Genomic DNA, 22,796 nt, shown 5'->3' with positions numbered 1-22,796 from the left:
CTTCTCTCATGACTGGAGTCGCCGTTCCTGCAACAACGGCGAAGCCAGCCCGCAGTCCGGATGCATCCGGTTGAGGCTGTGGATGGCGCCAGCCAGGCCGGTCATCAGGCCCGGGGTGAAGGCGGCGCGGGTCATCCCGCCGATCACGCCGTGATGCTCCTCAATGGCTGAAATAACCTGGGCGGTCGGCTCGTCCGGGTCAGCATTGGAGACATCGGGATCCAATGCCGCGGCGCGTACGAACAACTCCCATAGCGACAGGTCACCGTGGCAAAGCGTATGGCTTGAACCCCACTGGCCATGCGATGCCGCCACGGCGCGGCGCAAGGTGCGCAAATGACGCGGATCGCGCGTGCGCGAGTACAGGTCGCTAGCGGCCAGGCCGATGCCGACACTGCCGTTGCACCAGGTGTGAAAGGTCTCGCTGACACCCAATTGACGCATATCGAGCCAGTTGCCCAGTGTCTCGTCGTACAGCGAATCCTGGAACGCGAACGCAGCGTCGGCGAGCGCACTCCAACGCATACGGTCGGCCTCGTCGCCGGCACCGGACAACGCCAGCCGCGCGAGTGACCAGCCGATGCCGACGGCGCCGTGGGCGAATCCGCCGATCGGTTCGGCGAACACGGGCGTCCGCCAGCGCGCGCCGCGCGCATCGACGATAGCTGCGGCTTCCAGGTGCTGCGCCGCCAGCGCGGCGAGCGCAAGCCATTGCGCGTCACCGGTGGCTTCGGCGAGTTGCAGCAGCGGCACGATAGCGCCGCTGGCCCCATCGATGATGTCAAAGTAGAGATCGTTGTCGAAGCCTTCGCGTGCCAAAGCCTCGGCACATGCCACGGCGTTCGCGATCAGCTCGGGACGCCGCAACAGATCATGCAGGGTCAGCCAGGTCCAGATCTGTGCGCCGTAGCCGCTGAAGCCGCCGATCGTCTTGGGCTTATCAGTCGCTACCAATGCCTGCAGGATGTGCAGGGCACCGTCGAGTGTCTCTTTGATGCCGGGCACCCTGTCTGCGCGACCGCATTCGATCTCGCAGACGTAGCCGGCCAGCGCGACCACCACACCGCCGAGGCCGAAGTAGACGTCGGCTTGCAGCGGCTGGACCAGCCAGCCGCTCTGGGTTGTTTCGGGGGTAATCCAGGTCACCGTGCCATCGTCACCGCGCACTGCAAGTCGCAGCAGGCGCTCGACCGCTTCCAGGGCAAGCTTGCGGCGGCGTGCCTCGAGACGATCGGTGTGCGGATGGCGAGCGTAGTAATGCCGCCGGTTATCCACGGGCTCGTCAACGCTGCGATTGAGTTTAGTCGCGACCAGCGCGCTGCGAATGGTCAACTCCTCCAGATCGATACGCATCGCCCGCCAGTCGGCCATGGCCGCATCGATCCGCGCGCGCGTCAGCGGCGCCGCGAAAACCGGCACATCGCCGTAGCGCAGATCGTCGATCTCGGCTGCTATCTCCTGCGCAGCCGATGGCGCGATCGACACCACGAGAGCATTGCGTGCAAGCAAGTCCCGGGCGCGCTCGATCGCTTTGGCCTCATCGTGGAGCGAAGCGGGGTGCCATAGCATGCGCCCGATTTCCATATAGGCCTGGGTCGGTCGGCGGATATCGCGCGCCTGGCAGTGCTCGAATGCGGCCAGCAACGGCATCAATTGGCCCTCGATGTCGACCTTGCGCAGCTGCGCTGTGGCGGCGAGAAACCCTTCGCTTATCTGGTCCCAGTACAACGACACGTCCGGATTCGAGCCAGGATGGTTCCGGGATGGGGTCACGTCCACGCTGATGACCTTTAACCGCGCCTCTGTCGTGCCTTCGCCAACGATAATCGGCGCATGCACTTGTGGCTGCTGGTTCGGTAACGCACCGGCCGCCGAGATGTCGACTCCATCGAAGCCCAGCGCCGGCGCGCGATACGGGACGATGCCCGTGCGCAGCACCGAGCTGCGGATCAGTGCCTGGGCAAAATCGTAAGCCTGACCGTATGGCGATGGCTGGCCCTTGTCGATGACGGCAAACAAACTCTCGACGTCGATCACCACCGGCACCGGGCCTGCGGCGATCAGATTCTCCAAATGGATATCTGTGCCGCCGAGCAGACGCAACACCGCCAGCCAATGACCCAGGCCGCGATAAAAGATCCGCAGCTCATCTTCGCTTTGGCAGTAGCGTTGGGCAACGTAGGCGGCCCAGCCATAGTCACCGCGGTCGATCACCTCGGGCACGCGGATGCGATCCACGGTGGCGCCGAAAACGCCGGCAAGAAATGCATCGAGCACGCTGTCGATGCGTAGCGAGCGCGGCTTGTACATCACCTCGCCACCGTCCAGCGACAACCGCGCCACGGCTTGGCCGCCTGCATGCAGGTCGCCTTGCCCCAGGGTCAGTGCGGTCAGTCGTCCAGCCGGCCGGCCAAGCAAGGGCGTCAATGCGCCACGGTCAGCGATAAACCGCATCAGTAGCGTTTCGATGGAGGTTCGCTGCTGGCTGAGTACTCGCTGCAGGCGCTTGCGCAGCGGCGGGTAGCGACGATCCAGATGCTCGGCAAATTCCGGCTGCAGCGAGTGCTCGACGAATTGGGCGAAGCGACCGGCGTCGTCTTCGGCAGTCAGTTCACCCGCCCGCTTGGCCGCATGCAGCTCCAACAGCAGTACGCGATTGAGCTTGAGTCTCGCCGTATGGTGCAGGGCTTCTTCGGTCGCCGAGCGGATCAATGCCGCTTCGTCGAGATCGAGCTCTGTTGATAGTTCCGCAAGGCAGGCAGCGAATGCTTCGCGTGTAGAGGCGGTGAAATGCTCAATGATGCGGACGAAGGCATCGGGTGTGTTTGTCTCGACCATCGTTTGCTTGGAATCCTTCCAGTGCAGGAGGCGGTTCGCAAAACTGTCGATGATCAACGCGCAGCCACCATCGGGCTGCGCGTTGATTGAAGCTTAGTTCAACAACAGTCACACCCGCCGAAGCCACCGCACGAAACGGTCGTGGCGCTGGTAAACATGTTCATCCCCGCGCTCGAGCCGGTCAGTGCCGCCTCGGTCGCCGCTGCACCTTCGATGTAGAGTGGGCCGGCAGGATTCTCCATGCCGTCAATGCTGTCCGAACCACTAAGCCAGCCCGAAACGATATCGTCAGTCTGTTGCATAGCGTTACTCCTGAGCTATTGAGTTGGATTTGAATGGCGATCCATCCCACTCGTTCGGGATGGAGGCCACTTCCGAACATTGCTCTTCAAGACGTATGCGGGAGTCCTTAGCCAGGCCGACTTGGCAGCGTGTCGAAGCCCTCCGTGGAAACACCGCGCCATACGTTGTGCGCATTGGGTTGCGGTTGTCAACGTGAAATGACGCGTTTCGAACGCTCATCGAGCGTGCTCACTTTGGGCGGCTCGAATCACACAGTAATCGGCTGCGCAAGATCGATACGGCACAGCCAGAGGGGAGGGCGGCGACCATGCGGTGAACGACCCGCACGGGGTCAGGGCGAGGTGGACCGGCTCCTTCGGACAGGTGAATCAAGCATCCGCCGCATCGAGGTTCATCCCACTCAACCTGGCCCTGCTAGTTCACCGGCTACGCTCCGCGCGAGAATTGATAGCGATTCCTTCGCAAGGGCGGCTTACCGCTTCGAATCTCCTGTTTCTCCATCGACAACGTCGAGACGCTGTGGACGTAGGAGAACGTGACTTCGTCCGGGGCGCTAAGCGCAATGTCCGCGATCCTTAAAAAAGCCACCCGACAAAACCGATTAAATACAAAGATCTAAGCTGGTTCGGGCACTCATGTCGTACGCCTGATGACACCTAAGCGGGTGAGCCGGTCGAACGGTGACGTCTATTGAGCGCATCGGTGTCCACCTGATCAGGTCCCGCTCTTAGGTGCCTGGACGAATGGGCGCGAGCAGTTGTCGCGACTGGGTGGCTTAAGCTGTCTGACCAGTGAAGGAGGCGGTGATGTATTTGCCACCGGTATCAATGGCAAGCGCATTTATGTGGCTATCAAGGCCCTCGTGAATAGCCTGTTCAGAAGCGGGCGATGACCGTCCAAAGATTAAACTCAGCCCGATGTTGACGTCAGGTTGCGCGCGAATTCTGTCGGAAATGTATTGCCAACCAAAGTGCTTTATCAGTCGTCGGATGGTTTCTTCGGTGCACATAATGTGCGCCCAACTAAGGGTGGCTCCTAAGCCCTCAACCTTGCACAACGCGACAAGAGACCGTTTATCGCCGGTAATCAGTCCCGAATTTGGTTGATCGCACAAGGCTGCAAACAAAGCCAGTTCGCCACCGTCAATATCTGGAGTGCCTTGCAGCAAAAGATAGTTGGCCGATTCGGTCAGTACGACTACTTCGGCAGCACTCGACACCAGCAGTTGCGCCTGCTGTACGGCCTCTGCTGTGCCGAGTTTTTCAAGGGCTTTCGTGGGGGTGCCAAGGCGTAGCTGGTAACGGAGTTGCGAGAGAATGTAAAAATCCGACAACGTGACGCTTAGCGCCGTCGCCAAATCTTGCATCAGGCCGTACTGACACATGCATTTAGCCGCATCGCTATCGAGCAGGTAGCTGGTGATGCTCATCAAAATCCCTGCACGCTGAGCAAATAGCTTCGGTTTTCCTCAGTCAGTCGTTCGAGGTCGGCGTTGGCGATGAAGCGCTCACGCACCGAAGTCAGTGCGTCGGCATTGTCCGGCAAGTAGGCTAGCGCCTGATTCGCCATCAGCCAGTCGTCGTTATCTTTGGCATAGCTCAAAATAAGGTGGCCGACATCGATTCCTCGGGACTTGCCTGTGGCCAGCGCGGACACGGCCAATTCGGCGGCCGACGCGAAACGTGCCCCGTCGCCAAGGCGCGCCGCCTTTCCGTTCCGCAACAGCGTCAGAGCAAAGGCATCCGCTTGGCGCTCCTCTGCATCTGAAGGCACCGCGTCCGCCCCCTGTAGTGCATCTGTTACGGCGGACAGTCCCTCGTCGATAAGTGCGCCGGTCGCGGCAACGTGCCCCAAGCAGATGTGGGCCAACTCGTGTGCCAATACGAAAAGCTGACGTGCGTCCTGGGATGACTGATAGCCGAGCACGATGGCCGGCCGCGCGTCGACCTGTAGCGCCATGCCTGCGATGCGCTTGCTACCCCTAGGAAGATCCTTCAGAAACAGAACCGGCAGCCCCCGGCTCCAACAGAAGTCCAGCAGGGCATCAAACGAAACAGTGTTTCTGTCGATAGACGCCCGGATGAGCGCCCCCACGGCCGCGGGGTCCTGCGGGAGTGGCGTGTAGGGTATGCGCGAGCAATACAGCGCAAGCTTGGCGAGTGCCATCCCCAGGGTCGCACAGACTTGAAGTTCACCCTCTGCCGTGGTGCTGCGCCTCTTAAAGCGGGCATGGGTGCTCATGCCGGACACTTCGAGCTCACCATTCTTCGCGAAGTGCACGTCGATCCCCAGGCGCTGCCTCAGGATCGAAGCAAACTCGATCGCCCCGCCGCTGGTCTTAAATAGCGCGTTGTCCCACCAATCGGGCAGGAGGCGAGTGACATACGCCTTGGGAAATCCAGCCGCAGCCAGGCTCTCGTATGCGCTTTTGGCAGAGACGACGGGCGTCTTCGTATTCATCCTTGGCCTCCGGCGGAGCCGCTCAATTTTCACATGTGGGCTTGACGGTGTGCAAAGAGTAGTTTGGCCAGCCGGCGTGCATGCGCTTCACTCCCGTCCCACACCTGCGCCAGGGCTTCCATCAGGGCCAAGGAGTTCCGCGGATCACTGGCTCGTTCATATGCGTCAATTTTTGCATATTTGCATAACGCCAAAAGCGTTCGACTGACCCGTCTCGGGGACCCATAGAGATTCCGATGAACCTGGGACTGGCCGAGTCCGGTCGCCTTGGCAATAGCGGTTCCAGACGTTAGGCCTCGTTCCGCAAGCCGTTGACGGAGCTCGTGGGCGAGGGCGATGGGGTCCTTTGGTCGTTTCATGCAAATAGCGTAGCATGTTTTGCATAAATGCATGCCTGTGGTATGCTTCATTCGCCCTCAAACCGACCGCACTCACCATGAGAGAGCTTGAAATCAAAAAAGCGTTGACCGGCCATCTGGTCAAGAAAGTGCGGGCTAGCGGGCACTCCTTCCTGGAGGAGGTGCGTCTGCATGGCGGCGAGGTTCGCGCCGACCTCGTCCTCATCGAGGAAATGCATTGCTTCGAAATCAAAAGCGAAGCGGACAGCCTGGCCAGACTGATCAGTCAGGGGTCCCGGTATGCCCGGGTCTTTGATCACGTGACATTGGTGATGGCGGAGCGCCATGTGGCGAAAGCGATGGAGCTGCTGCCGCCCTGGTGGGGCGCGATGGTGCTCGATCCGGCGACCGGGACGTTCCGGCAGTTGCGTCCGGCGCGCCTGAACGTGCGACAGAGTGCAGACAGTCTTGCCTCGGTACTCACCAAGGACGAGGCACTCGCGGTCCTCGAAGATTCGGGGCAGATGAAGGGCTGGCGAAGCAAGAGCCTGTACCTTATCCAGCGTCATATCGCGAACACCATGCCGCTTGAAGACATCAAGCGGCATCTTCGCGACGCACTACTTCATCGCGCCCAACGGGCGCCCACCCTTCAGTAATACTGGTCCTTCACCACGAATGCCATGTGGTGAGTCCAAAACTCCGTGAAGTGGTAGAGCCCGCATTTCTTTTTCCGCAACGGAACGGCTGGGTCCGCGCGATCGGCGATCAGGTCATCGCCAAACGAGTAGCCGCGGCCCTTGAATTCCGCCGCGTAGGCGTTCGCCATCAGGGTTGAGATGGCGATGGATTCAGCCTTTGTATTATTTTGACCTCTGATAACGCGCCACTTGTTCTTCAGCGCATATCGTATGACCACGCGACCACCACGTCGCTGGGTGATTTCTTCGGTCCACTTGGGCGTTAGCGGTCCGTAGTCAGAAAATCCTATGTGCGTCGCAGGGGAGGCGGCGGCAATCTTCTCCCACAATGTCCAATCCTTGCGATCAATGAGGGTTGCACCGTTGATGTGTGCCAGGCTATCGGGGAAAGCGCCCGATGCCAGGTGGATGTGAGGAAAATCCAGTGCCTTGAGTTTTTTTAGCGCATTCGCAAAGACAGCGATCGATGCGCCAGCCAGGTTGCCGGGCGTTACTCCGAGATCGACGATAAGCCGGTTTGTGGCCGTCTTTAGGCCTGGCGTGGTCAAGCAATGCTGGACAAGCGCCAACTGGTCATCGATCGAGTCGAAATCGGCAAGTCGCAGTCGCAATGCCACCTTGCGGTTACCAAGTGCTGCTTTGATCGCAGGGAATGTTGTCCTTGCCGACGCGGGACTCAGGACGGGGCTCGCTAGCTGAGCGGAACCCCCGACGACGTTGAGAAAATCGTTGAGCTCTGTAATTCGGCTCGGGCTCAAGTGACCATGTGGATCGGCATAGTCCACCAATGCCGGGCGCGTCCAAGTGGTGCCGTACTCCTGGATCATGGCCCGATGCTGGTCGGACATCCGCACTTCAATACACGGCAGAATGCGATCAGCCACGGCCGGAGCGGTTTCCTTAAGCGCAAGTCGCTCCCACTTTTGGCATTTAATGATGGGGATGTACGGCGGGTACTGTTCATAGCTGCTAGGCATGGCACCTCCCTGGTCTACTAGCAATAAGCAACGCGGCGCTGCTGAAGGTTTATCGGCTACACCCGCTCTTTCCTTGATCCTCTTCTAAGATATCTACCATCCTGGTTCTGCAGTATCAATCGCTTAGCGGCTCCTCGATGCCGCCCCAGGACACCGTTCATTCCGACTAAGGTCGCATTCCAGCCCAAATCAGCCCCCGCCCAGGAGCCTGGCGGCCCCGCGGAGTATTTCCAGCGGCCCATTGCAGGGGCGGGTTAGGCCGATAGACACTTTCCGTCGATATTCTGCTGGGCGCGAGCGGCCACTGCCCGCGTGCCTGCGACGGCCTGGAAAGTGGCCACTTGCACTGCTTGACGCTCTTACGGCGCCCCAGTCCGCTTGGCCGATGGTTCGGTTCTGTGTCGCCAAAGAACAAGGACTGCCAGACCTCCTTCATGCGATGGGCGGCACGTCGACCGTGCGGATCATCTTATTCATAAGGACTCGTCCCCGGAAGATATTCAGGTGTTCGAGGAACTACGTGACTGCACACGGCCCATCATCGGAGTCTCGCACCTACTCCCGGAGCTCACCAGGGCGTCCTGTACACGAGGGGTGCATTGGTACCCCGGTAAGGGTTAATGCAATAGGCGGGCAGGGTAAAGACCGGCTGTGCAGCTTCGCCCGCAAAGCCTGAGCCACAGAACGTGACTGCCCAATTACTCTTGAGGCCGATAAGCACGGCCACTCCCGCCATTTTCCGGCTCCCATCCGGATCGCACCGTATTGGAGCGGTCATGCCGGGTCGGGAGGCCAAACACTCCCGGCTTGGGAATTCGTCGCCACTCAACCTCCAACCATAGAGGTCATCAAGGCCGGAAAAGAGGCTCTTCGAGCCAACCGTGTGCCACGGTGACATCAATGGAGCGAATGACGCTAATGAGGGGCGAGTGCCATTTATCAAAGAGCACCTGTCTGCCGTCGAAAAGCATGAATTTGTAACTCGTTGATTTGGCTTGGCGTAGTCGGCAGGTTGGTTTCTGTAACCGCGCCATCGTCCGCGGAAAACTATGCCGCCCCTCTATCGAAAGCCGAGAACTATGCGGTTCTCCGGGCACGACGCGGATAACTATGCAGTGCTTGAGCCGCGAAGGATATCTTTACGTGGCAAAAGGAAAGCCGAGGCATTGCTGCCTCGGCTTTGATGGTCTTGCGGTTTCGGTTAGACCGTGCCCGGCTGGGGTGTCCAGGCGATCCGCGCGGACGGCAACAGCTTGGGTGGCAGGCATATCACCACCCAGGGGAGGCGCGTCTTCGGCCTCGTCCGGGCGTTGTCATACAGCTCCGGAGCATGCCGCCCGAGCGTTACCCTGGCGCCATCTGCATATCCGCGCGAAAGGACACGCAGGATGGTGCGATGGATGACCGGTGGCGCCAAAGGGTGCGCCTTGGCTCGGGTCGACAGCGTGTCTTCTTTGGCTTTGTGTCGATCAGCCTGCAACGCCGAGGCCAGGCTGCTGAGCATGTGAAGCGTCGTGGGCTCCAGAGACTCCGTATGGAGATACAGGCCATTGATGCCCGCGAAGATCGACAGGTGACGCATTGCGCTTCGCGAGTTGGGGTCGGAAGACAATCTCTTGAGTGCTGACGGGGGAAGCATGCGAGTGAGTTCGGCTCCAATGTGCGTCAGTGGATCCTTCCAGGATGAAGGTAGTGCGACCACGGAGGGCTTCGGTGATTCCAGGCCACTCTTGGGACTGAGCTGACGCATGTTGTGTCTGATGGCTCGTTCCATGGACACACGCTCCAGAATCAGGTCGCTGGCCAACATGTTCGGCAGACCATGCTGTCCCGGCAGGAGTGCATTCGGTGCGGGGACGGCAAGCCCATGCAAAGCGTGCCAAGCGCGAGCATCGTACTGGGTCGGCGGAACAAGGTAACTGACGCGCCTGCTGCATGCGGCCCAAATGCCGTAACCCTCGATCGCATCTTGTTTTTTCTTAAGCGTTGCGGAATCGCCCTCGATGGTTTCGACGTAGTCCACCATGTCATGGCCGCACGGGCATGCGCCGATAGGGAGGCCTTCGCGTGTCCCGGCAAGCAATGGCCGATCGCAACGAGGGCACGATTCTATGAGAGCAACGCGATGCCACGGACAGTGATGCACCCCGGGGGCTTGAAACAACATGGAGTGATAGCAGTGCCTTGCGCAGGCCGGGCAAATGCGCAATCGCCACGGCATCGCCTCCCAGGGAATGGGTCCGCCAAAGGGCCACCAGAACTCCATGGGCCAATGCTTCGTGTCGATGGTTTGGTCGGGTGACAGCTCAAGCAGTTTGCTGGGTGATGCCTGCGTATGCGTGAGCTTCTCGAAAGGATTTTCGTGCACCCGGAGTGACACACCCAGGGCGGAGCGGAGTTCATTCTTGGTCAGATGATTGAGGCGAGATGCGCGCCAGGACACGCCAAAGCGCGAGCACCCTTCGTAGGCGGTCCAGTCCTCGCCAAGCAGGCGCTGCGGCAGGTACTTTCCGGCGGGCTGGAGGTTCAGAAGAGCGTTCATTAGTTCCCCTTCGGCTTGTAGGTGTGGCGGCTGAGTTCGAGTTCAACGAATCCGGAGGCGTGAAGTGCCTCGGCAAGATCCGAATCAGTGAAGGACTCGAACTGCGGCGTGCGCGGCGCAATGATGGTTAGGAGATACACGATCGTTGCCTCAAAGGTCTTCATGGGCCACGTCCAGTGCTCGGGCAAACGTGCTTGCGACCGAAGGTTTGACGCCATGGCCCACAGTCGAGCGGCGTAATGGGAAAGAAGAAACCCGTTAGCGAAGGCCTGTTCCACGAAATGCCGCGTAAAGCTGATGCCTGAGCCGGGCGGCCACTCAGTGCCATCGTCGTAGCGCGACAAGACGTAGGCCGCTTCTTCGATATCGACCAGTCCGGTGAACTCATGTTTCCGAATCAGGAAGCGGCCGGTCACGTGAGGTGGATGTTCGTTGCTTCCAATCGTTTCATTCGAGAAGCCGGTGATGTCTCGCTGGTTCACGAACACGACAAACAGGTAGTAGCCTGCCTTCGTCATGCGGTTGTCGAGTGTGACAAGGTGTTCGTAGTCGCTGGGAACTAGGCGCTGCGCCTCATCGATGAAAACAATGATGAGGCGGGTTCCTGCGTTCTGGCACATCTCGATCATTCGGCCGGCGACCATGTCGCCCAGTTCAACCTGTGTGCCACGTGCGGGGATGCGCAAGCCGAGCAGCGCCATGCACATTCTGAAGAACGTGGTGTCGGAGCGCTTGTGTCCATCCGGGGCGTCCATGTGGACGAATGCAGCTTTGCGATCACCTAGCCATTCGGGATGGTTGATCAGGTAGTTCGCGGCCTCGGATTTGCCAAGGCGTGCGAAGCCGAAGATACAGATGCCGCGGTAACCTACGTCGAGGGCCGAATTGATGGCGTCGGCGAGACGTTCGATCGGATGGGTGGCGACCGTGGGGCGGAACAGCTGCTCCAGCGGATGCTGAGCATAGGACGGAGAAATGTTGAGAGCATTCATGATTAGTCCTTGCGGTGCGCAAATGTTGTGCGGCCGCGCCGGGGAAACACGACGGGCGTCGTGCCGGTGCCTGGCGTTGGGTTCGGGGCGGGCTGGAAGCTCGCGTCGACGCGGGCATACAGGTCGGGAGCTGCCTTGCCTTGCAGTGCCTGTTCACGCGTAAAGGCGTGGTAGCTCTCGATCGCGTCGCGGCTTCCCACGAGGTCAAGTAGGCCTCGATTTCGGGCGCGAATGATTTGTTGGCGTAAATGCAGGTCGTGTGGCGTGCGATCCCACGGCGGGAGGGCCGTCAGGCGTGACCAAGGAGCGCCATCTTCAGGGTTCAAGAGGACAATCTGGCGAAGATCCTGGAGATTGGCTTCGGCGAAGAAGCATTTCCCGACCATGTCGCGTCGTCCCATGAGTTTCGGGCTGCGATAATGGGCGCCGTGGTACTGCACGAAAGGCAGGCGGCCGCTGGATACGCCGCCACGAACTGTGGGGGCGAACCGAATGGTCGTCAGGCGCGAGGCGTCGCTGGCGGCATCGCTGCTGTACCAGCTCCAGCCGGATACCAGGTGAGTATTCATCGCGCTGGCTGGCGTGCGACTTCCAAGCCCGGAGTGCGGCGTGATGTTGTATCCGGCCGCGAGGACGTCCATGAGGTCTTCCATGCCTTCGAAGTGGAAGGGATGGTCCTCCGCGCGCAAGTACGATGTGCGCGTTTTGCCGCGGGTGCGAGTTTCCGGCTGAAAGGCGCCTGCGAGTTTGCGTAAAGCGCCTTCTTCCAGGAGGCGAAAGAATGCTTCAACAATAGGGCGTACTTCGGGCACGTGCGACGGCCCGAAATTGAGGATGCCGCGATGATGGTCCAGCAGGTTGCTGACGCAGTGGTTTGCGTGATGAGCTAGCGCGTTGTCGCCCGCGATCAGGATGCCCCGCGGGCCAACGCCCTGGTCGCTAATGGGAAGTCCCAATTGCGCTCCCTCGGGGTATTGCATGCCGGGCACGATCAGTGTCCGGCGCTGCCAGGGTGAGAGCGCCTTATGGAACAGGCGAAGCACGTCCAGGTGGTTGTAAGCACCCAGTACAAACAGGTGGGCGAGTACGTACCGCGACACGGCGCAAATCGCCACCAGGACGGTGATGCACTCGATGTGCCGCTTGACCACCTTGCCCTGAGGGTCGGTTAAGGCGAGCACCCAATCGGTATCGATCTTGTGTGCGTCGAACTCGATCCGATCCAGCGGCGCCAGGTGGAAGATCTGGTTGAACCGCGTCACGTTGGGCTCGGTGTCTTCGACCTCCGTGGCGCCCGCCTCCAGCCGGGCTAGTCGAGTGCGCTTGATGTGCAGCAACAGTGCTCGGCGCCCTTCGTCCTTGGCGGTAAAGGGGTAGCCATTCTTGCCTAGCGTTGCGCGAATGATGGCTTTGAACTGATCAAACAGCCGGTCAAAGGCCCGAATCTTGCGCTTGCCATCAGGAAGTGCACCTTTGTAAGCCTCGACGAGCTTTCTGGCTTTTTCGCATCCTTGAAGCAATCGTTGAAGAGCGTAGGGGCCCTTGGTGGGCGAAGCTTCGACGTATGTGTCGGATGGACGGGGCTTAGTGCGCCGATGCTTGAAGGGAATGCAGGCACGGAAGCCTATGCGCAGTCCATCGATCGCCAGTTCCATAGCGATCTCGCAATCCCTGGCCACGGTTCGTGGGTCGACGGCGTGGATGCGGGCGGCGACGGTAACCGGCGTGCCGCCGGCGACGTCCGTCATGGCGTCGGCGCGGCGAAGGTAGGCGGGGCGGCGCTCCTCGGTAATGTCGTCGGTGTTAGGACGCACGAGCTCGCGCGCATCCACGCCGACAATGGCAAGGACGGGATCAGTCATGGCTACCCCTCCGGGTCAGGACGCTGAAGCGGCCCAGGCGAGTGGGGTCATGCATCGCCAACTCACCGCGATGCATAAGGTCGAACAACACCGCGCGGACGTCGGCGGCATGGAAGGCCTGAAGCTGCAGTTCAATCTGTTCGACAGTGGCTTTCTCCAGGATCTGGAACATGGCCATGATCTGCTGGCTAAGCGATTCGCGGTGAGGGAGGGTTCGTGCGGTCTGCACGTAGGGCAGAAGCCTGTACCAGGTGCTCAGTACGGCCGATTGCCGCCGGAGATCGTCTTCGAAGAAAAACTCCAGGTCGATGTGTGCAATCTGTGCGGCTTCAATGATGTCGCGGGCCTGGCGATGTTCGCGTCGAGGTGTCGTCGTATGGAGGGTGTCACTGGCTGCCACGGGCAGCCAGAACCGTTCCCGTCCTTTCCGCTCGCGTGTCCAGAAGGCGAGTTCAATGCTTGTGCCGGAGGCCAGGGTGAGCTTTCGCGGGCGCTCCACATAGGCGGTGACGCGTGGATCAAACTCCAGGGTGAGGGCAAGGGCCGTATTCACGCAGCCGATCAGTTCGACCGTTCGGGACAGCTTCGGTGACCTGTACAAATAAAGGTCGCCACGACGTCGTTCCGGGCGTGTGAGGGGGCGGACTGAGAAGGGTGAGGCGGTTTTTTGTTTTGCGCTCGGCGGGGCAACGATGGACGTGGTGCCCGTCGGGCCATGGGGGAGCGTCGCCGCCTCTCCGCAGAGAGTGGCGTGAGTGACAGATTGCATGGTTGTGTACCTCCGAGGTAAAAGCCGCCCCTCATCCCGATTGAGATGCTTGTGTTGCGACGACAACGGAGGTACCGTGCTTGCGAGCTCGCCAGCACATTGGCACCTCAAAAGCCCTTTCGGATTGCGCCCGAGAGGGCTTTTTTATTGCCGTGAGGGGACGGCGGTTATCTAAGACGTCTTGTAGGCTGCACCTCCTTCGCTTCGCGTTTACTCGTGGATGGGATTAGGGCGCGTTCGATTTTCGAGTGCGTTTGGCCGGAGCGCGCGCATTGCCAGTCGACCCACGCGGCGATGGTGGGGGCGGGGTAGTCGGATGTGACGCTAGCCATGCGGCGACGTCGTGCGTCCGCGCATAGGGCCCTTTTCGCCCCTCGATGGTGAAGACAGGAAATGGAATGTGACCGGCCTGTAGGGCGTGTCGCAGCGACTGCTGCGTTGCAAAGCCGAGCGCGTTGCGTAATCCCGCGCTTCCCATGACATAGCCCCACTGGGTTAGCAGGCTTTCCAGTAGTCGCGATTCCAGGGAGCCCGATGGGGTCGTCATGTGCGCCAGCCTCGCGAAACGATACGGCGTTATCGCGTAACAGGCGGTTTGTGGCTAGACCGTCTCAAAATTTTGATTGAGACTGCTATGAAATCTATGTCTATACCTAGGCATAGGTAGCTTGAGATGGCGAGTCAGGATGCAATGGCCCATGTCGACGACCTAAGGCAACCATCCGGGCCCACGTTTCCAGGCAAGGGCGCGGAAATCGCCTTGCTTGAACGGAAATATCGCCCTTACGATTTCGCCAGCGTCCTTGAGAGCGTGATGGCGATCGAAGCGATAAGCAGCGCCATGCCGCGTGCATCATCCGAAGTCATCGAAGACGAACTCGGGATGGTTAAAGAACGACAGGACGGTCCCGGCCGAGTGAGTTCGGGGCGTATTGCAAAGAGCCGGCGAGGGGATCACGGCCTAGATGCGCAAGTGCTTCAACGACTCATCCAACTCAAACCGCGAGCATGGCCTTGGTGCAACCCATTCATATGGGAGCTCATGCGCTCGGGCCAGCTCCCCATGCAGGATGAAGAGGTACGCTACAACACCTTTTCGGAGCAAGTTCATAAACTTCTCCACGTTCGCACCATGATGTTCGGTATTCAGCGTGTGGGGTCAGGTTCTTTCCAGCCCGTAACGCTGCATCACCTTCGTTGCCTGGTCATGGTTGGAACGCTCGATGCTATCGCTGCCCTGTGGATGCTGCTCATTCAGGCCGTCGCAAAAGGCAGCGATGACATCCTCGTTATCGCGAGCCACATCCCTCCCGCGCTGGCAATGTTTTACCGCCGACCCGAAGGACAACGCACGGCGGTGCTTCTGTTTGCGCGCATGCGGCAATTGATCCTGGATCGCGTGCGAACGGATGTGCATGAGTTATCGCTGTGCCGCTACGATCTCCCTGCCGTTGCGAATCGCGCTATGGCCTGGACGCTGCCGGCCCTGGAAATTCCGCATCATTCGGCACTTCACCGCAAGATGGCTGGTGCAAGCACGTTGTCTCGCGCGCAAGAGGAGACGATTGAGCGGATGATGAGCGCCTCATTGCGTAAGCGGCGCACAGGGCGTGCCGTTGTTACCGAGAAAATCGTCACGCTGGCCCTTACAGGTGACGTGCGGCCGGCACATAGGGGCATGGTCGGACTCCCGGAGGTGCCCAGCGACGTGGTGGAATGGATTGAGTGCTCGCGGGCACCGTTGCGGCGAATAGGGCGTCGCTCGGCCAAAGTGACCCAGTGGGTCCATCCGGCGCAGTGGCCGCTCGCACTGATCAACCAGCCCCATTCAAGCGGTGTCTGCTGGGAGAAGAAGGCGGTTGCGATGTTCAAAGAGGAGCTCGGCGACTACTTATGCGCGGGCGGCCTATGAGGCCCATGAAATCGGCAGCCCGACGAGATAACGATGGCTTGCTGATTTCATTCAATCGATTTAGTGATGTCACCGCCCGGGGCGTTGGTAGAACGGCCTAATGCCACCACGCACAATGCCTTCGCGATGTGACGACTCATCGGGCAGGAAGCGCACGATGAAGCGCGCCGCATCCACACCAGCCTGGATGGCGATCGTGGTTAGGGTATCTGCCAGCACGACGTCCGCGGGTTCATCCAGTCCCAGAACGATCTCGCTCCGGCGAACATGGCCTCGCGTGAGTTCATAGAGAAAGGCGAGATCGACGCGGTCGTGCTGGTTGAACCATTCGACGAGCGCAACCGCGACGGGAAAGAGGGTGTCGTCGGGCAACTGAAATGCCCAGGGGGCTTTTCGGGAGGGATGTTCGGCTTCTTGATGGGCTCTTGCTATGTGATCGTGCAGCAGAGCTCGGTGTGCTTCCTTTAGCTCAAAGGGAGTGTCGGATAGCGGATTGACGATGTAGCCTTGGCTGCCGACGACAGCGAGCAGTAACCGTATAGACGTGCGCACGATCTGGACCGGCGCAGGTGGTGCTATTGATAGCTGCTGCACGTTCGTGAAGATGGGAACGAACGTCATGCCATCCGTACGGCGTTGCCACTGAACGAGGTTGCGTTCGGGAGCGGCGGGGCCGGGGCCCGGTGGCTGCCGCAAGAGCGCCACCACTGGGTGGTGACTCAGTGCGCGCAAGAAGGCGCCCTCGGCCGGTGCGTCGCGGCCCGCATTGAGCCATAGCGCCTCCAATAGTTCGGGCGGGGCCTGACGTTCGTTGCGTTCTTCTTTATCCACGCGACCTAGGGCTTCTCCATCGTTTTGAGCAGCTGATCCTTTTCAGCGGCCGAGAGCTGTTCGAAAGCCAGGATCATCCGGGCAAGGCGTTCATCTTCCGTGAAAAGGTAGGCAGCTGGCACTTTCAGCGCGGCAGCGAGACGAGCCACCGTCGCCATGTCCGGCTCATGGATGCCTTTCTCGTAGCGATTGATGCGTGTGGAGGCCACAAACGGATCCAATCCCGCCTTGATTCCGAGATCTTTTTGGGACAGCTCCTGATCCAGCCGGGCCTGCTTGAGGCGCCGCTGGAACACCAGCCGTATATCTGTTCGCCGTGGCATGTCACGAACCTGCGTAGGAGGTAACCCCTACGAGATTCGTAATTTTGCCTTGCTCGCGATACTACGAGTTTCGTAGTATTGGCCGCAAGCAGCCCCAGTCGGGGCTATTGGGTTCACGGCATGCGCCTGGTACTCAATGACGAAGAGGTCATCCCCATCCCGCTGGATGACCCTATCCATGAGGCTTGGATCCTTCAGTACGACCGTGCGCTTCATTCGGGTGGCATCGAAAGCTTCCAGGCCCGGCTGGCCCAATGCTTCGCTGTCAGCTTGGTGGAATGTCTGGATGCCGATTTGAAGCCACCGACTCCGGCCCAGGTGCAGTACGCAACCGACATTGCCCGTCAGCTTGGCATTCCGGTTCCGCCCGAGGTCCTACGCTTTCGGGGCTCAATGGGCGAGTTCATTGATCGCTTTTCGGAGGTACTTCGCCAAAAGCGGCGGGGGCGATTTCAGAGCTGACGAGATTGGGTTCGCTTTTAGGCAGCATGTCCGCTTTCGACTGCGGTTTCAGCCGGTCGGGTTTGGACCTTCTCGCTACAGCTGACTCAGCCGCTATTTCAGGGAGGGCGTCTTCGCGCTGAACTACGCTTGGCTGAAGTGCGCAAATCCGAGGCGATTGCTCAATACGAGCCTGCCATCCAGATCGCGTTCCGGGAGGTCGCCGACGGCTTGGCCGGTCGCGCGACCTTTGGTCGGCAAATCGATGCGCAAGCACGGGTTGTTTCTAGTGCAGAGCATCGTGTCGAACTTTCAAATCTACGCTATCGCGCTGGTCTGGACGGGCGGCTGGAGCTACTGGACGCCCAGCGGCAGCTCTATGCGGCACGCCAAGCGCTGCTGGACCTGCGCCGTGGGGAGATCCTCAACGCAGTTGCACTTTACAAGGCGCTGGGAGGAGGGCTGGTTGAAGAGGCGGCTAAGCATCATTGATAACAACATGCTCGGCATTTGGCCAGGGCATGATGTCGGTCATCCGCCGGTGGTGAGGCGGGCTGCTCATCGTCTCGTGAATATGCCTGCTCACAGCACGCCGTCGGAATGACCTAAACCTTGGTCGTTGCTACATAGTGGTCAAATGATATTGAGAGTCATTCGTATTTAAGGCATCATCCTTTGAACAGCCTGCTTTTCATGCTTAAAAGGATGTCGCTGCATGTCGTCTCTTCGCGCCGCCGCTCGAATGGTTCCGCCGTTGCCCCTATCGCCAACGGCCCCGTTCCGATCGCGAACATGGGTTACACACATAGCGTTCGCTAGCGCACTCACGACTGGCGTTAGCACAGCGGCATTTGGGCAAGTGCAAACCGGCGCCGTATCTCGCGTGCAACGCGTTATTGAATTACCGACCGTAGTGACCACGGCCGGCGGCGCCCAGGCTGATCATGACGGCCGTGTCGGTCTACTGGGCAACAAGGACACGATGGACACGCCGTTCAGTATCAGCACCCACACTTCGCAGCGCCTGGATGACCAGCAGGCGACGACGCTTGCAGGCGTCTTGAACAAGGACGCTTCAATCCGCTTTACCGGCCAGACTGGCGGTGTAACCGATTCGTTCTACATTCGCGGATTCCCCGTCGGCGAGGGCAATCTGAGTGAGGTGGCATTCGACGGCCTGTACGGCGTCGCACCCAACTACCATATCTTTTCAGAATATGTAGAGCGCGTGGAGATCATCAAAGGCCCGGCCGCGCTGCTGTACGGCATGTCACCCAACGGTGGTGTAGGTGGCGTCGTCAACATCGTGCCCAAGCGCGCACTGCCACACGACCTGACACGCTTTACGGCGACGTATGGATCTGACGCGCAGGCAGGCGGCCACGTCGATGTGAGCCATCGCTTTGGCGAAAGCAGGGCGTTCGGCATTCGCTTCAACGGCTCGCATCGGCAAGGGCAAACACCGCTGGATAATCAACAGGCGCGCACCGACATTGGCGCGCTCTCTTTGGACTATCAAGGCGGAAAGCTGCGCACATCCCTGGACTTCATCACGCAGCACGAAAAGGTGGATGCGCCCACACGACCGTTCCTTCTGGCTTCTGGCGTAATCATGCCGTCCGCAGCCGACGGACGGCGTAACGTGACGCAGTCGTGGGGTTGGTGGAAGTCGGAGGGTCAGTCGACCCTGGCGCATGCGGAATACGATCTGGCCGACGAGACCACCCTATTTGTTGACGCTGGTGGCTCGCGGACCAGCATCGCTCGGCTCTCCGACCAAACGCCGATCATCTTGAATGCGGCTGGCGATACGCGCTCCGTGCCGGGTAATTACAAGTTCCGGGTCAGTCGCACCACAGCCGATGTAGGACTGCGCTCCCGCTTCGATACCGGGGCCGTCAAGCACGCCTTCGTGCTGCAGGCGAGTACCTATTACGACCGGACAGCAACGGCCAACCACCAAGGCACAGCGGTTCTGTCCAACATCTACACGCCGCGGGCTGCGCCCGAGCAATTCATCGCCGCGCCTAGCTTGGTGCCCAAGATCTCGTCGTCGCAGCTCTCCGGAGTGGCGCTGGCAGACACCATGAGTGTGTTGAGTGACCGTTTACAACTGACGCTAGGGCTTCGGCAGCAGAAAGTTGAATCGGATAACTTTAGCGCGGCGACAGGCGCGACGACTTCGTCGTACAGCAAGAACGCGCTCACCTCCATGGCAGGCATGGTCATTAGGCCGTGGCAAGATGTGTCGTTGTATGCCAATTACATCGAGGGCCTGAGCAAGGGCGACATAGCACCAACCACGGCATCGAACGCAGGCCAGGTCTTCGCGCCGTACAAGACCAGGCAGTACGAAGCCGGCGTGAAGATGGACCACAACAGTCTGCTCACTACGCTCGCGGTGTTCCAGATCACGAAACCCAGTGGTCAATTGACGGGCACTGTTTACGGCGTGGACAGCGAGCAGCGCAACCGTGGCGTGGAGCTAAGCGTGTCGGGCGAGCCTGTGCGCGGAGTACGAGTACAGGGTGGTGTGACCGTGTTGGATGCCGTGCTGACCAAAACGAATAGCGCTGCGACGGTCGGCAACCGGCCGGTAGGTGTGCCCGATCTGATGACCAACGCTGGCGTCGAATGGGATCTGCCCTGGGTTCAAGGCTTGGTGTTCAACAGTAATGTCACCTACACGTCCCGACAATATATCAACCAGGTGAACACGCAGTCGGTGCCGTCGTGGACCACAGTGGACCTGGGCGCGCGCTATACCGCCAGACTCCACGGCAGGCCGATCATCTTTCGCGCCACCGTATTGAACGCGTTCGACCGCCAATACTGGTCGGGTGTAGCGTCCTTCGGGACGATATCGCTGGGTGCGCCCCGCACGCTGCTTCTATCGTCATCGGTCGATTTCTGACCCGGGTCAGGAGTCACGCCGACACCAGGGCATCGCCATAACGAATAAAGGAGCCGTGCGCTGAGTCTGCGGCTGTAGATGTGGCGACACTTATGGCGCGCTTTCTTCTTTGGATGCATTGCCTCTGGCAGCGATCGCCGAGCCCGGCCCCAGCTCGGAACGCGTCAATCGAACCAACATGCAGCGAATCCAGCCACTCCGATCCATGTTGGCATTGCCCCTACTCATGACGGTTATGGCGCCCGGCGAGGGAGCGTTGCCGATCTACCAGCATGTGATCCAGTTTTATGGTTGGTGTATGGGCCGATATAAGAACTACGGTGTTCCTAGAAGGAAGTGGGGAACATCGCAAGCGCAGCCACGCTCCCCTCCTTGAAAACCTTCACCGGCGATCTGGATCCTGTCCGCCAAGGTGGTACTTAGAACCGGTACCGCATCGTCAGGTTGGCTGCCCGCGGCGCGCCCGGCAGATTAAGGTTGGGGCTGCTGCCGTGACCCGACACGATGTAGCGCGTGTCGAACAGGTTCGTGAGGTTGAGTTGAAAGCTGATGGGCCCCGTGTGGTACTGCGCCATCACATCGGCAGTGACGTAGCCCGGCAAAGTGACCGTATTGCCGGGGTTGGCCTGACGGGCGCCGACTAGGTTCAGCCCACCACCGAGCTGCCAATGCTCCGCGAACGAGCGGGTCACCCACACGTTTCCGCTGTGCCGTGGGGTCAAGGTGGCACGCTTGCCCTGGACCGGACGACCTGCGTCGATCGCTACCGAATGGGTGATGCGTGCGTCCAGGTAGGCATAGCCAGCGAGTAGGCGCCAACCGTCGGCGAGATCGGCAGCGGCGCTGAGTTCCGCGCCGCGCGTCCGCTGCTCGCCGATCGGCAACACCCGTTGGGTCAGCGGGTCGGTCGTCTTGATGCCGCTGCGCTCCAGTTGGAACACTGCCGCAGTGAACGTGATGCGGCCATCCAGCAGGTCGTACTTGGCGCCGACTTCGGTGTTATGAGTGCGCTCGGGCGCGATGTCGGCGTTGTTCGCCGCCAAGGCAAAGGCTTCGCCCGAGGGCTGGAATGAGCGGCTCCAGGACGCGTAGTACGACTGCGATGCCGATGGCTGCCACACCAGGCCGGCGCGCGGACTCAACGCCTTGTCCGTGCGCGAAAGGTTGGGCTGGCCCGGCAAGCGATTTTCCGTGTCCTGCTTGAAGCGGTCGTAACGCAGGCCGAGCAACGCCTTCCACTGCGTACCGATGCTCAGCATGTCTTGCAGATAGACGGCGGCCGTATCAAAACGACCAAGGTTATCGGCACCAGGCGCCCGAGCCACCTGCAGCGGCAGCACCGGCAGCTTGGGGTCGAACAGATCGACGGTGGCTACGCCATTCGCGCTGCGATTGAGCAAGGATTTATTTTGTCGGCCCAATTCCACGCCGTAGAGCAGGTCGTGGGTCACCCGATCGCCTTCCAGGCGCTGGCTGAGTTCGGTCTGGTTGAACCAGCCATGTTCGTGGCGATAGACGTTCGAGCGGTTGAGCGAGACCGTTTTCGCCTGCTCGTTCACCGTGCCGGGCAAGGTGTTGTTGCGATCGAGCGTGTAGTCGTACCAGCGCAGCGCATTGCGCAGCGAAAGATGGTCGTTGAAGGCGTGCGTCAACGTGGCTGTTGTCGATTTCACTTTCGACTCGCTGGTATCCACATCACGGGCGTTGGCCGCGCCGTAGTACCGCCCTGCCGGCACATCGACCGGCCGGCCGTGATAGGCCGGGATGCCAAAATCGGTCACGCGCTTGTCCTGCAGATAGTCGACTTGCAGCAGCAACGTGGTGTCGTGTCCCGGGTGCAGCAGGACGGAGGGAGCGATCGCGCGGCGCTTGAGAAACTGCGGGTCGCGATAGCTGTTGGCATCCTCCGTTGCGCCCGTGATGCGCCAGGCGCTTCCGGCATCGCCGAAACGGTGACCGACATCCAGTTCGCCGCGGCGATCGGCCCAACTGCCGTAGCTGAGGCCCACTTCGCCGCCATCGATGCCGGGCTGCTTGGTGATGCGGTTGACCAGTCCGCCCGACGAGCCGCGCCCGTACAACACCGACGCCGGCCCCTTGATCACCTCGATACGCTCGATGTTCGACAGGTCGCGGAAGTACAGCGCATCGTCGCGGATGCCGTCGACGTATTGATCTGCGATCGCGGTGAAACCGCGAATCGACACCTGGTCGCGTTGCCCGTCGCCCGTGGAGAAGCCAACGCCGGGCACGTTCTTCAAGGCATCCTGGATCGAGGTCGCATGTTGGTCGCGTAGAACACTTGCCGGCACCACGTTGACGGTCTGTGGCACATCGCGCAACGCGGCGTCGATCTTGGTCGCGCTCACCGCATTCGGCGCGCGATAGTCTCCGGGATGGGTGGCCTGTACCGTCACACCGGGCAGCAGTTTGACTTGGTCGGCGTCGTCTGCCCGGGCGTGGGGCGTACCGAGAGCGGCGAGCAAGGCGATGGAGAGGGGGAGCATGCGCATGAAATGAGCCTGATACCTGACATGGAGCTGCACGCACTTCTCGCGAAGGTGCGATAGGCGAAGAGGGAAGGGATGTCGCC

The 22,796-nt window shown here is 60.4% G+C and carries 17 protein-coding genes and 1 pseudogene; 5 read left to right on the top strand and 13 right to left on the bottom strand.

Translation table 11 applies throughout. The features are described 5' to 3' along the window. Positions 1 to 6: 6 nt before the first annotated feature. The 5 genes from ISS97_RS17440 to ISS97_RS17420 all read right to left on the bottom strand — a co-directional run bounded on the left by ISS97_RS17440 (position 7) and on the right by ISS97_RS17420 (position 5,960). Positions 7 to 2,838, bottom strand: coding sequence for a type 2 lanthipeptide synthetase LanM family protein (locus ISS97_RS17440; RefSeq protein WP_379983326.1), 2,832 nt, complete (start codon positions 2,836 to 2,838; stop codon positions 7 to 9). Between the two features lie 98 nt (positions 2,839 to 2,936). After that, positions 2,937 to 3,140 (bottom strand): DUF6229 family protein, encoded by a 204-nt coding sequence (locus ISS97_RS17435; protein ID WP_379983327.1) that lies wholly within the window; start codon positions 3,138 to 3,140, stop codon positions 2,937 to 2,939. 776 nt (positions 3,141 to 3,916) lie between these two features. Next, a complete protein-coding gene (locus ISS97_RS17430) occupies positions 3,917 to 4,570 on the bottom strand; it encodes a hypothetical protein (RefSeq protein WP_379983328.1) in 654 nt (217 codons plus the stop codon). Continuing rightward, positions 4,570 to 5,601, bottom strand: a complete 1,032-nt coding sequence (locus tag ISS97_RS17425; RefSeq protein ID WP_379983329.1) for an ImmA/IrrE family metallo-endopeptidase — start codon at positions 5,599 to 5,601, stop codon at positions 4,570 to 4,572. Before ISS97_RS17425 ends, ISS97_RS17430 begins: the two co-directional genes overlap by 1 nt. A 29-nt stretch (positions 5,602 to 5,630) precedes the next feature. Further along, the gene (locus ISS97_RS17420) at positions 5,631 to 5,960 is read right to left on the bottom strand and encodes a helix-turn-helix domain-containing protein (protein ID WP_404580152.1); all 330 of its coding nucleotides are present in this window, start codon (positions 5,958 to 5,960) and stop codon (positions 5,631 to 5,633) included. A gap of 77 nt (positions 5,961 to 6,037) precedes the next feature. On the opposite strand from ISS97_RS17420, the gene ISS97_RS17415 reads away from it, so the two are divergent. Then, the gene (locus ISS97_RS17415) at positions 6,038 to 6,598 is read left to right on the top strand and encodes a sce7726 family protein (protein ID WP_379983331.1); all 561 of its coding nucleotides are present in this window, start codon (positions 6,038 to 6,040) and stop codon (positions 6,596 to 6,598) included. Here the strand turns inward: ISS97_RS17415 and ISS97_RS17410 are convergent. The 5 genes from ISS97_RS17410 to ISS97_RS17390 all read right to left on the bottom strand — a co-directional run bounded on the left by ISS97_RS17410 (position 6,592) and on the right by ISS97_RS17390 (position 13,782). Continuing rightward, positions 6,592 to 7,617 carry a beta family protein gene (locus ISS97_RS17410; RefSeq protein WP_379983332.1) on the bottom strand — a complete coding sequence of 342 codons (1,026 nt, stop codon included), beginning with the start codon at positions 7,615 to 7,617 and terminating at the stop codon, positions 6,592 to 6,594. The genes ISS97_RS17415 and ISS97_RS17410 overlap by 7 nt on opposite strands. Positions 7,618 to 8,818: 1,201 nt before the next feature. Next, positions 8,819 to 10,159: a hypothetical protein gene (locus tag ISS97_RS17405; RefSeq protein ID WP_379983333.1), complete on the bottom strand. Its 1,341-nt coding sequence runs from the start codon at positions 10,157 to 10,159 to the stop codon at positions 8,819 to 8,821. Beyond that, complete coding sequence (locus tag ISS97_RS17400) at positions 10,159 to 11,151, bottom strand: ATP-binding protein (protein WP_379983334.1); 993 nt, start codon at positions 11,149 to 11,151, stop codon at positions 10,159 to 10,161. Before ISS97_RS17400 ends, ISS97_RS17405 begins: the two co-directional genes overlap by 1 nt. Positions 11,152 to 11,153: 2 nt before the next feature. Then, entirely contained in the window at positions 11,154 to 13,013 is a 1,860-nt protein-coding gene (locus ISS97_RS17395) for a hypothetical protein (protein WP_379983335.1), read from the bottom strand. Continuing rightward, complete coding sequence (locus tag ISS97_RS17390) at positions 13,006 to 13,782, bottom strand: hypothetical protein (protein ID WP_379983336.1); 777 nt, start codon at positions 13,780 to 13,782, stop codon at positions 13,006 to 13,008. The genes ISS97_RS17395 and ISS97_RS17390 overlap by 8 nt, the downstream gene beginning before the upstream one ends. Before the next feature lie 673 nt (positions 13,783 to 14,455). Between ISS97_RS17390 and ISS97_RS17385 the strand changes: the two genes are divergently transcribed. Beyond that, positions 14,456 to 15,694 carry a hypothetical protein gene (locus tag ISS97_RS17385; RefSeq protein WP_379983337.1) on the top strand — a complete coding sequence of 413 codons (1,239 nt, stop codon included), beginning with the start codon at positions 14,456 to 14,458 and terminating at the stop codon, positions 15,692 to 15,694. Positions 15,695 to 15,763: 69 nt separating this feature from the next. Here ISS97_RS17385 and ISS97_RS17380 read toward each other — a convergent pair whose 3' ends face one another. Together ISS97_RS17380 and ISS97_RS17375 are read right to left on the bottom strand one after the other, a co-directional pair. Next, positions 15,764 to 16,525, bottom strand: coding sequence for an SseB family protein (locus ISS97_RS17380; protein ID WP_379983338.1), 762 nt, complete (start codon positions 16,523 to 16,525; stop codon positions 15,764 to 15,766). A 5-nt stretch (positions 16,526 to 16,530) separates the two neighbouring features. Beyond that, positions 16,531 to 16,848 (bottom strand): helix-turn-helix domain-containing protein, encoded by a 318-nt coding sequence (locus ISS97_RS17375; RefSeq protein ID WP_379983339.1) that lies wholly within the window; start codon positions 16,846 to 16,848, stop codon positions 16,531 to 16,533. 120 nt (positions 16,849 to 16,968) lie between these two features. Between ISS97_RS17375 and ISS97_RS17370 the strand changes: the two genes are divergently transcribed. The 3 genes and pseudogenes from ISS97_RS17370 (at position 16,969) to ISS97_RS17360 (ending at position 20,203) form a co-directional block, all read left to right on the top strand. Further along, positions 16,969 to 17,310, top strand: a complete 342-nt coding sequence (locus ISS97_RS17370; RefSeq protein ID WP_379983340.1) for a hypothetical protein — start codon at positions 16,969 to 16,971, stop codon at positions 17,308 to 17,310. A 78-nt stretch (positions 17,311 to 17,388) separates the two neighbouring features. Next, positions 17,389 to 17,781: pseudogene (locus ISS97_RS17365) on the top strand (TolC family protein); the annotation flags it as partial. 391 nt (positions 17,782 to 18,172) lie between these two features. Then, a complete protein-coding gene (locus ISS97_RS17360; protein WP_379983341.1) occupies positions 18,173 to 20,203 on the top strand; it encodes a TonB-dependent receptor in 2,031 nt (676 codons plus the stop codon). Positions 20,204 to 20,622: 419 nt separating this feature from the next. Here the strand turns inward: ISS97_RS17360 and ISS97_RS17355 are convergent, their stop codons facing one another. Then, positions 20,623 to 22,716 (bottom strand): TonB-dependent receptor, encoded by a 2,094-nt coding sequence (locus tag ISS97_RS17355; RefSeq protein WP_379983342.1) that lies wholly within the window; start codon positions 22,714 to 22,716, stop codon positions 20,623 to 20,625. Positions 22,717 to 22,796: the final 80 nt, after the last annotated feature.

Origin of the sequence: Dyella koreensis, assembly GCF_044904565.1 — a bacterium.
GTDB classification, from domain to species: Bacteria; Pseudomonadota; Gammaproteobacteria; order Xanthomonadales; family Rhodanobacteraceae; genus Dyella_D; species Dyella_D koreensis.
This window is presented reverse-complemented; position numbering and strand designations above follow the sequence as displayed.

What these genes read in the sequence shown, in the direction of transcription:
- ISS97_RS17370 (WP_379983340.1), top strand. Translation starts at nt 16,969, where the DNA reads ATGCGCCTGGTACTCAATGACGAAGAGGTCATCCCCATCCCGCTGGAT.
- ISS97_RS17420 (WP_404580152.1), bottom strand. Translation starts at nt 5,960, where the DNA reads ATGAAACGACCAAAGGACCCCATCGCCCTCGCCCACGAGCTCCGTCAA.
- ISS97_RS17395 (WP_379983335.1), bottom strand. Translation starts at nt 13,013, where the DNA reads ATGACTGATCCCGTCCTTGCCATTGTCGGCGTGGATGCGCGCGAGCTC.
- ISS97_RS17400 (WP_379983334.1), bottom strand. Translation starts at nt 11,151, where the DNA reads ATGAATGCTCTCAACATTTCTCCGTCCTATGCTCAGCATCCGCTGGAG.
- ISS97_RS17425 (WP_379983329.1), bottom strand. Translation starts at nt 5,601, where the DNA reads ATGAATACGAAGACGCCCGTCGTCTCTGCCAAAAGCGCATACGAGAGC.
- ISS97_RS17385 (WP_379983337.1), top strand. Translation starts at nt 14,456, where the DNA reads ATGGCGAGTCAGGATGCAATGGCCCATGTCGACGACCTAAGGCAACCA.
- ISS97_RS17405 (WP_379983333.1), bottom strand. Translation starts at nt 10,159, where the DNA reads ATGAACGCTCTTCTGAACCTCCAGCCCGCCGGAAAGTACCTGCCGCAG.
- ISS97_RS17410 (WP_379983332.1), bottom strand. Translation starts at nt 7,617, where the DNA reads ATGCCTAGCAGCTATGAACAGTACCCGCCGTACATCCCCATCATTAAA.
- ISS97_RS17435 (WP_379983327.1), bottom strand. Translation starts at nt 3,140, where the DNA reads ATGCAACAGACTGACGATATCGTTTCGGGCTGGCTTAGTGGTTCGGAC.
- ISS97_RS17390 (WP_379983336.1), bottom strand. Translation starts at nt 13,782, where the DNA reads ATGCAATCTGTCACTCACGCCACTCTCTGCGGAGAGGCGGCGACGCTC.
- ISS97_RS17430 (WP_379983328.1), bottom strand. Translation starts at nt 4,570, where the DNA reads ATGAGCATCACCAGCTACCTGCTCGATAGCGATGCGGCTAAATGCATG.
- ISS97_RS17355 (WP_379983342.1), bottom strand. Translation starts at nt 22,716, where the DNA reads ATGCGCATGCTCCCCCTCTCCATCGCCTTGCTCGCCGCTCTCGGTACG.
- ISS97_RS17415 (WP_379983331.1), top strand. Translation starts at nt 6,038, where the DNA reads ATGAGAGAGCTTGAAATCAAAAAAGCGTTGACCGGCCATCTGGTCAAG.
- ISS97_RS17440 (WP_379983326.1), bottom strand. Translation starts at nt 2,838, where the DNA reads ATGGTCGAGACAAACACACCCGATGCCTTCGTCCGCATCATTGAGCAT.
- ISS97_RS17375 (WP_379983339.1), bottom strand. Translation starts at nt 16,848, where the DNA reads ATGCCACGGCGAACAGATATACGGCTGGTGTTCCAGCGGCGCCTCAAG.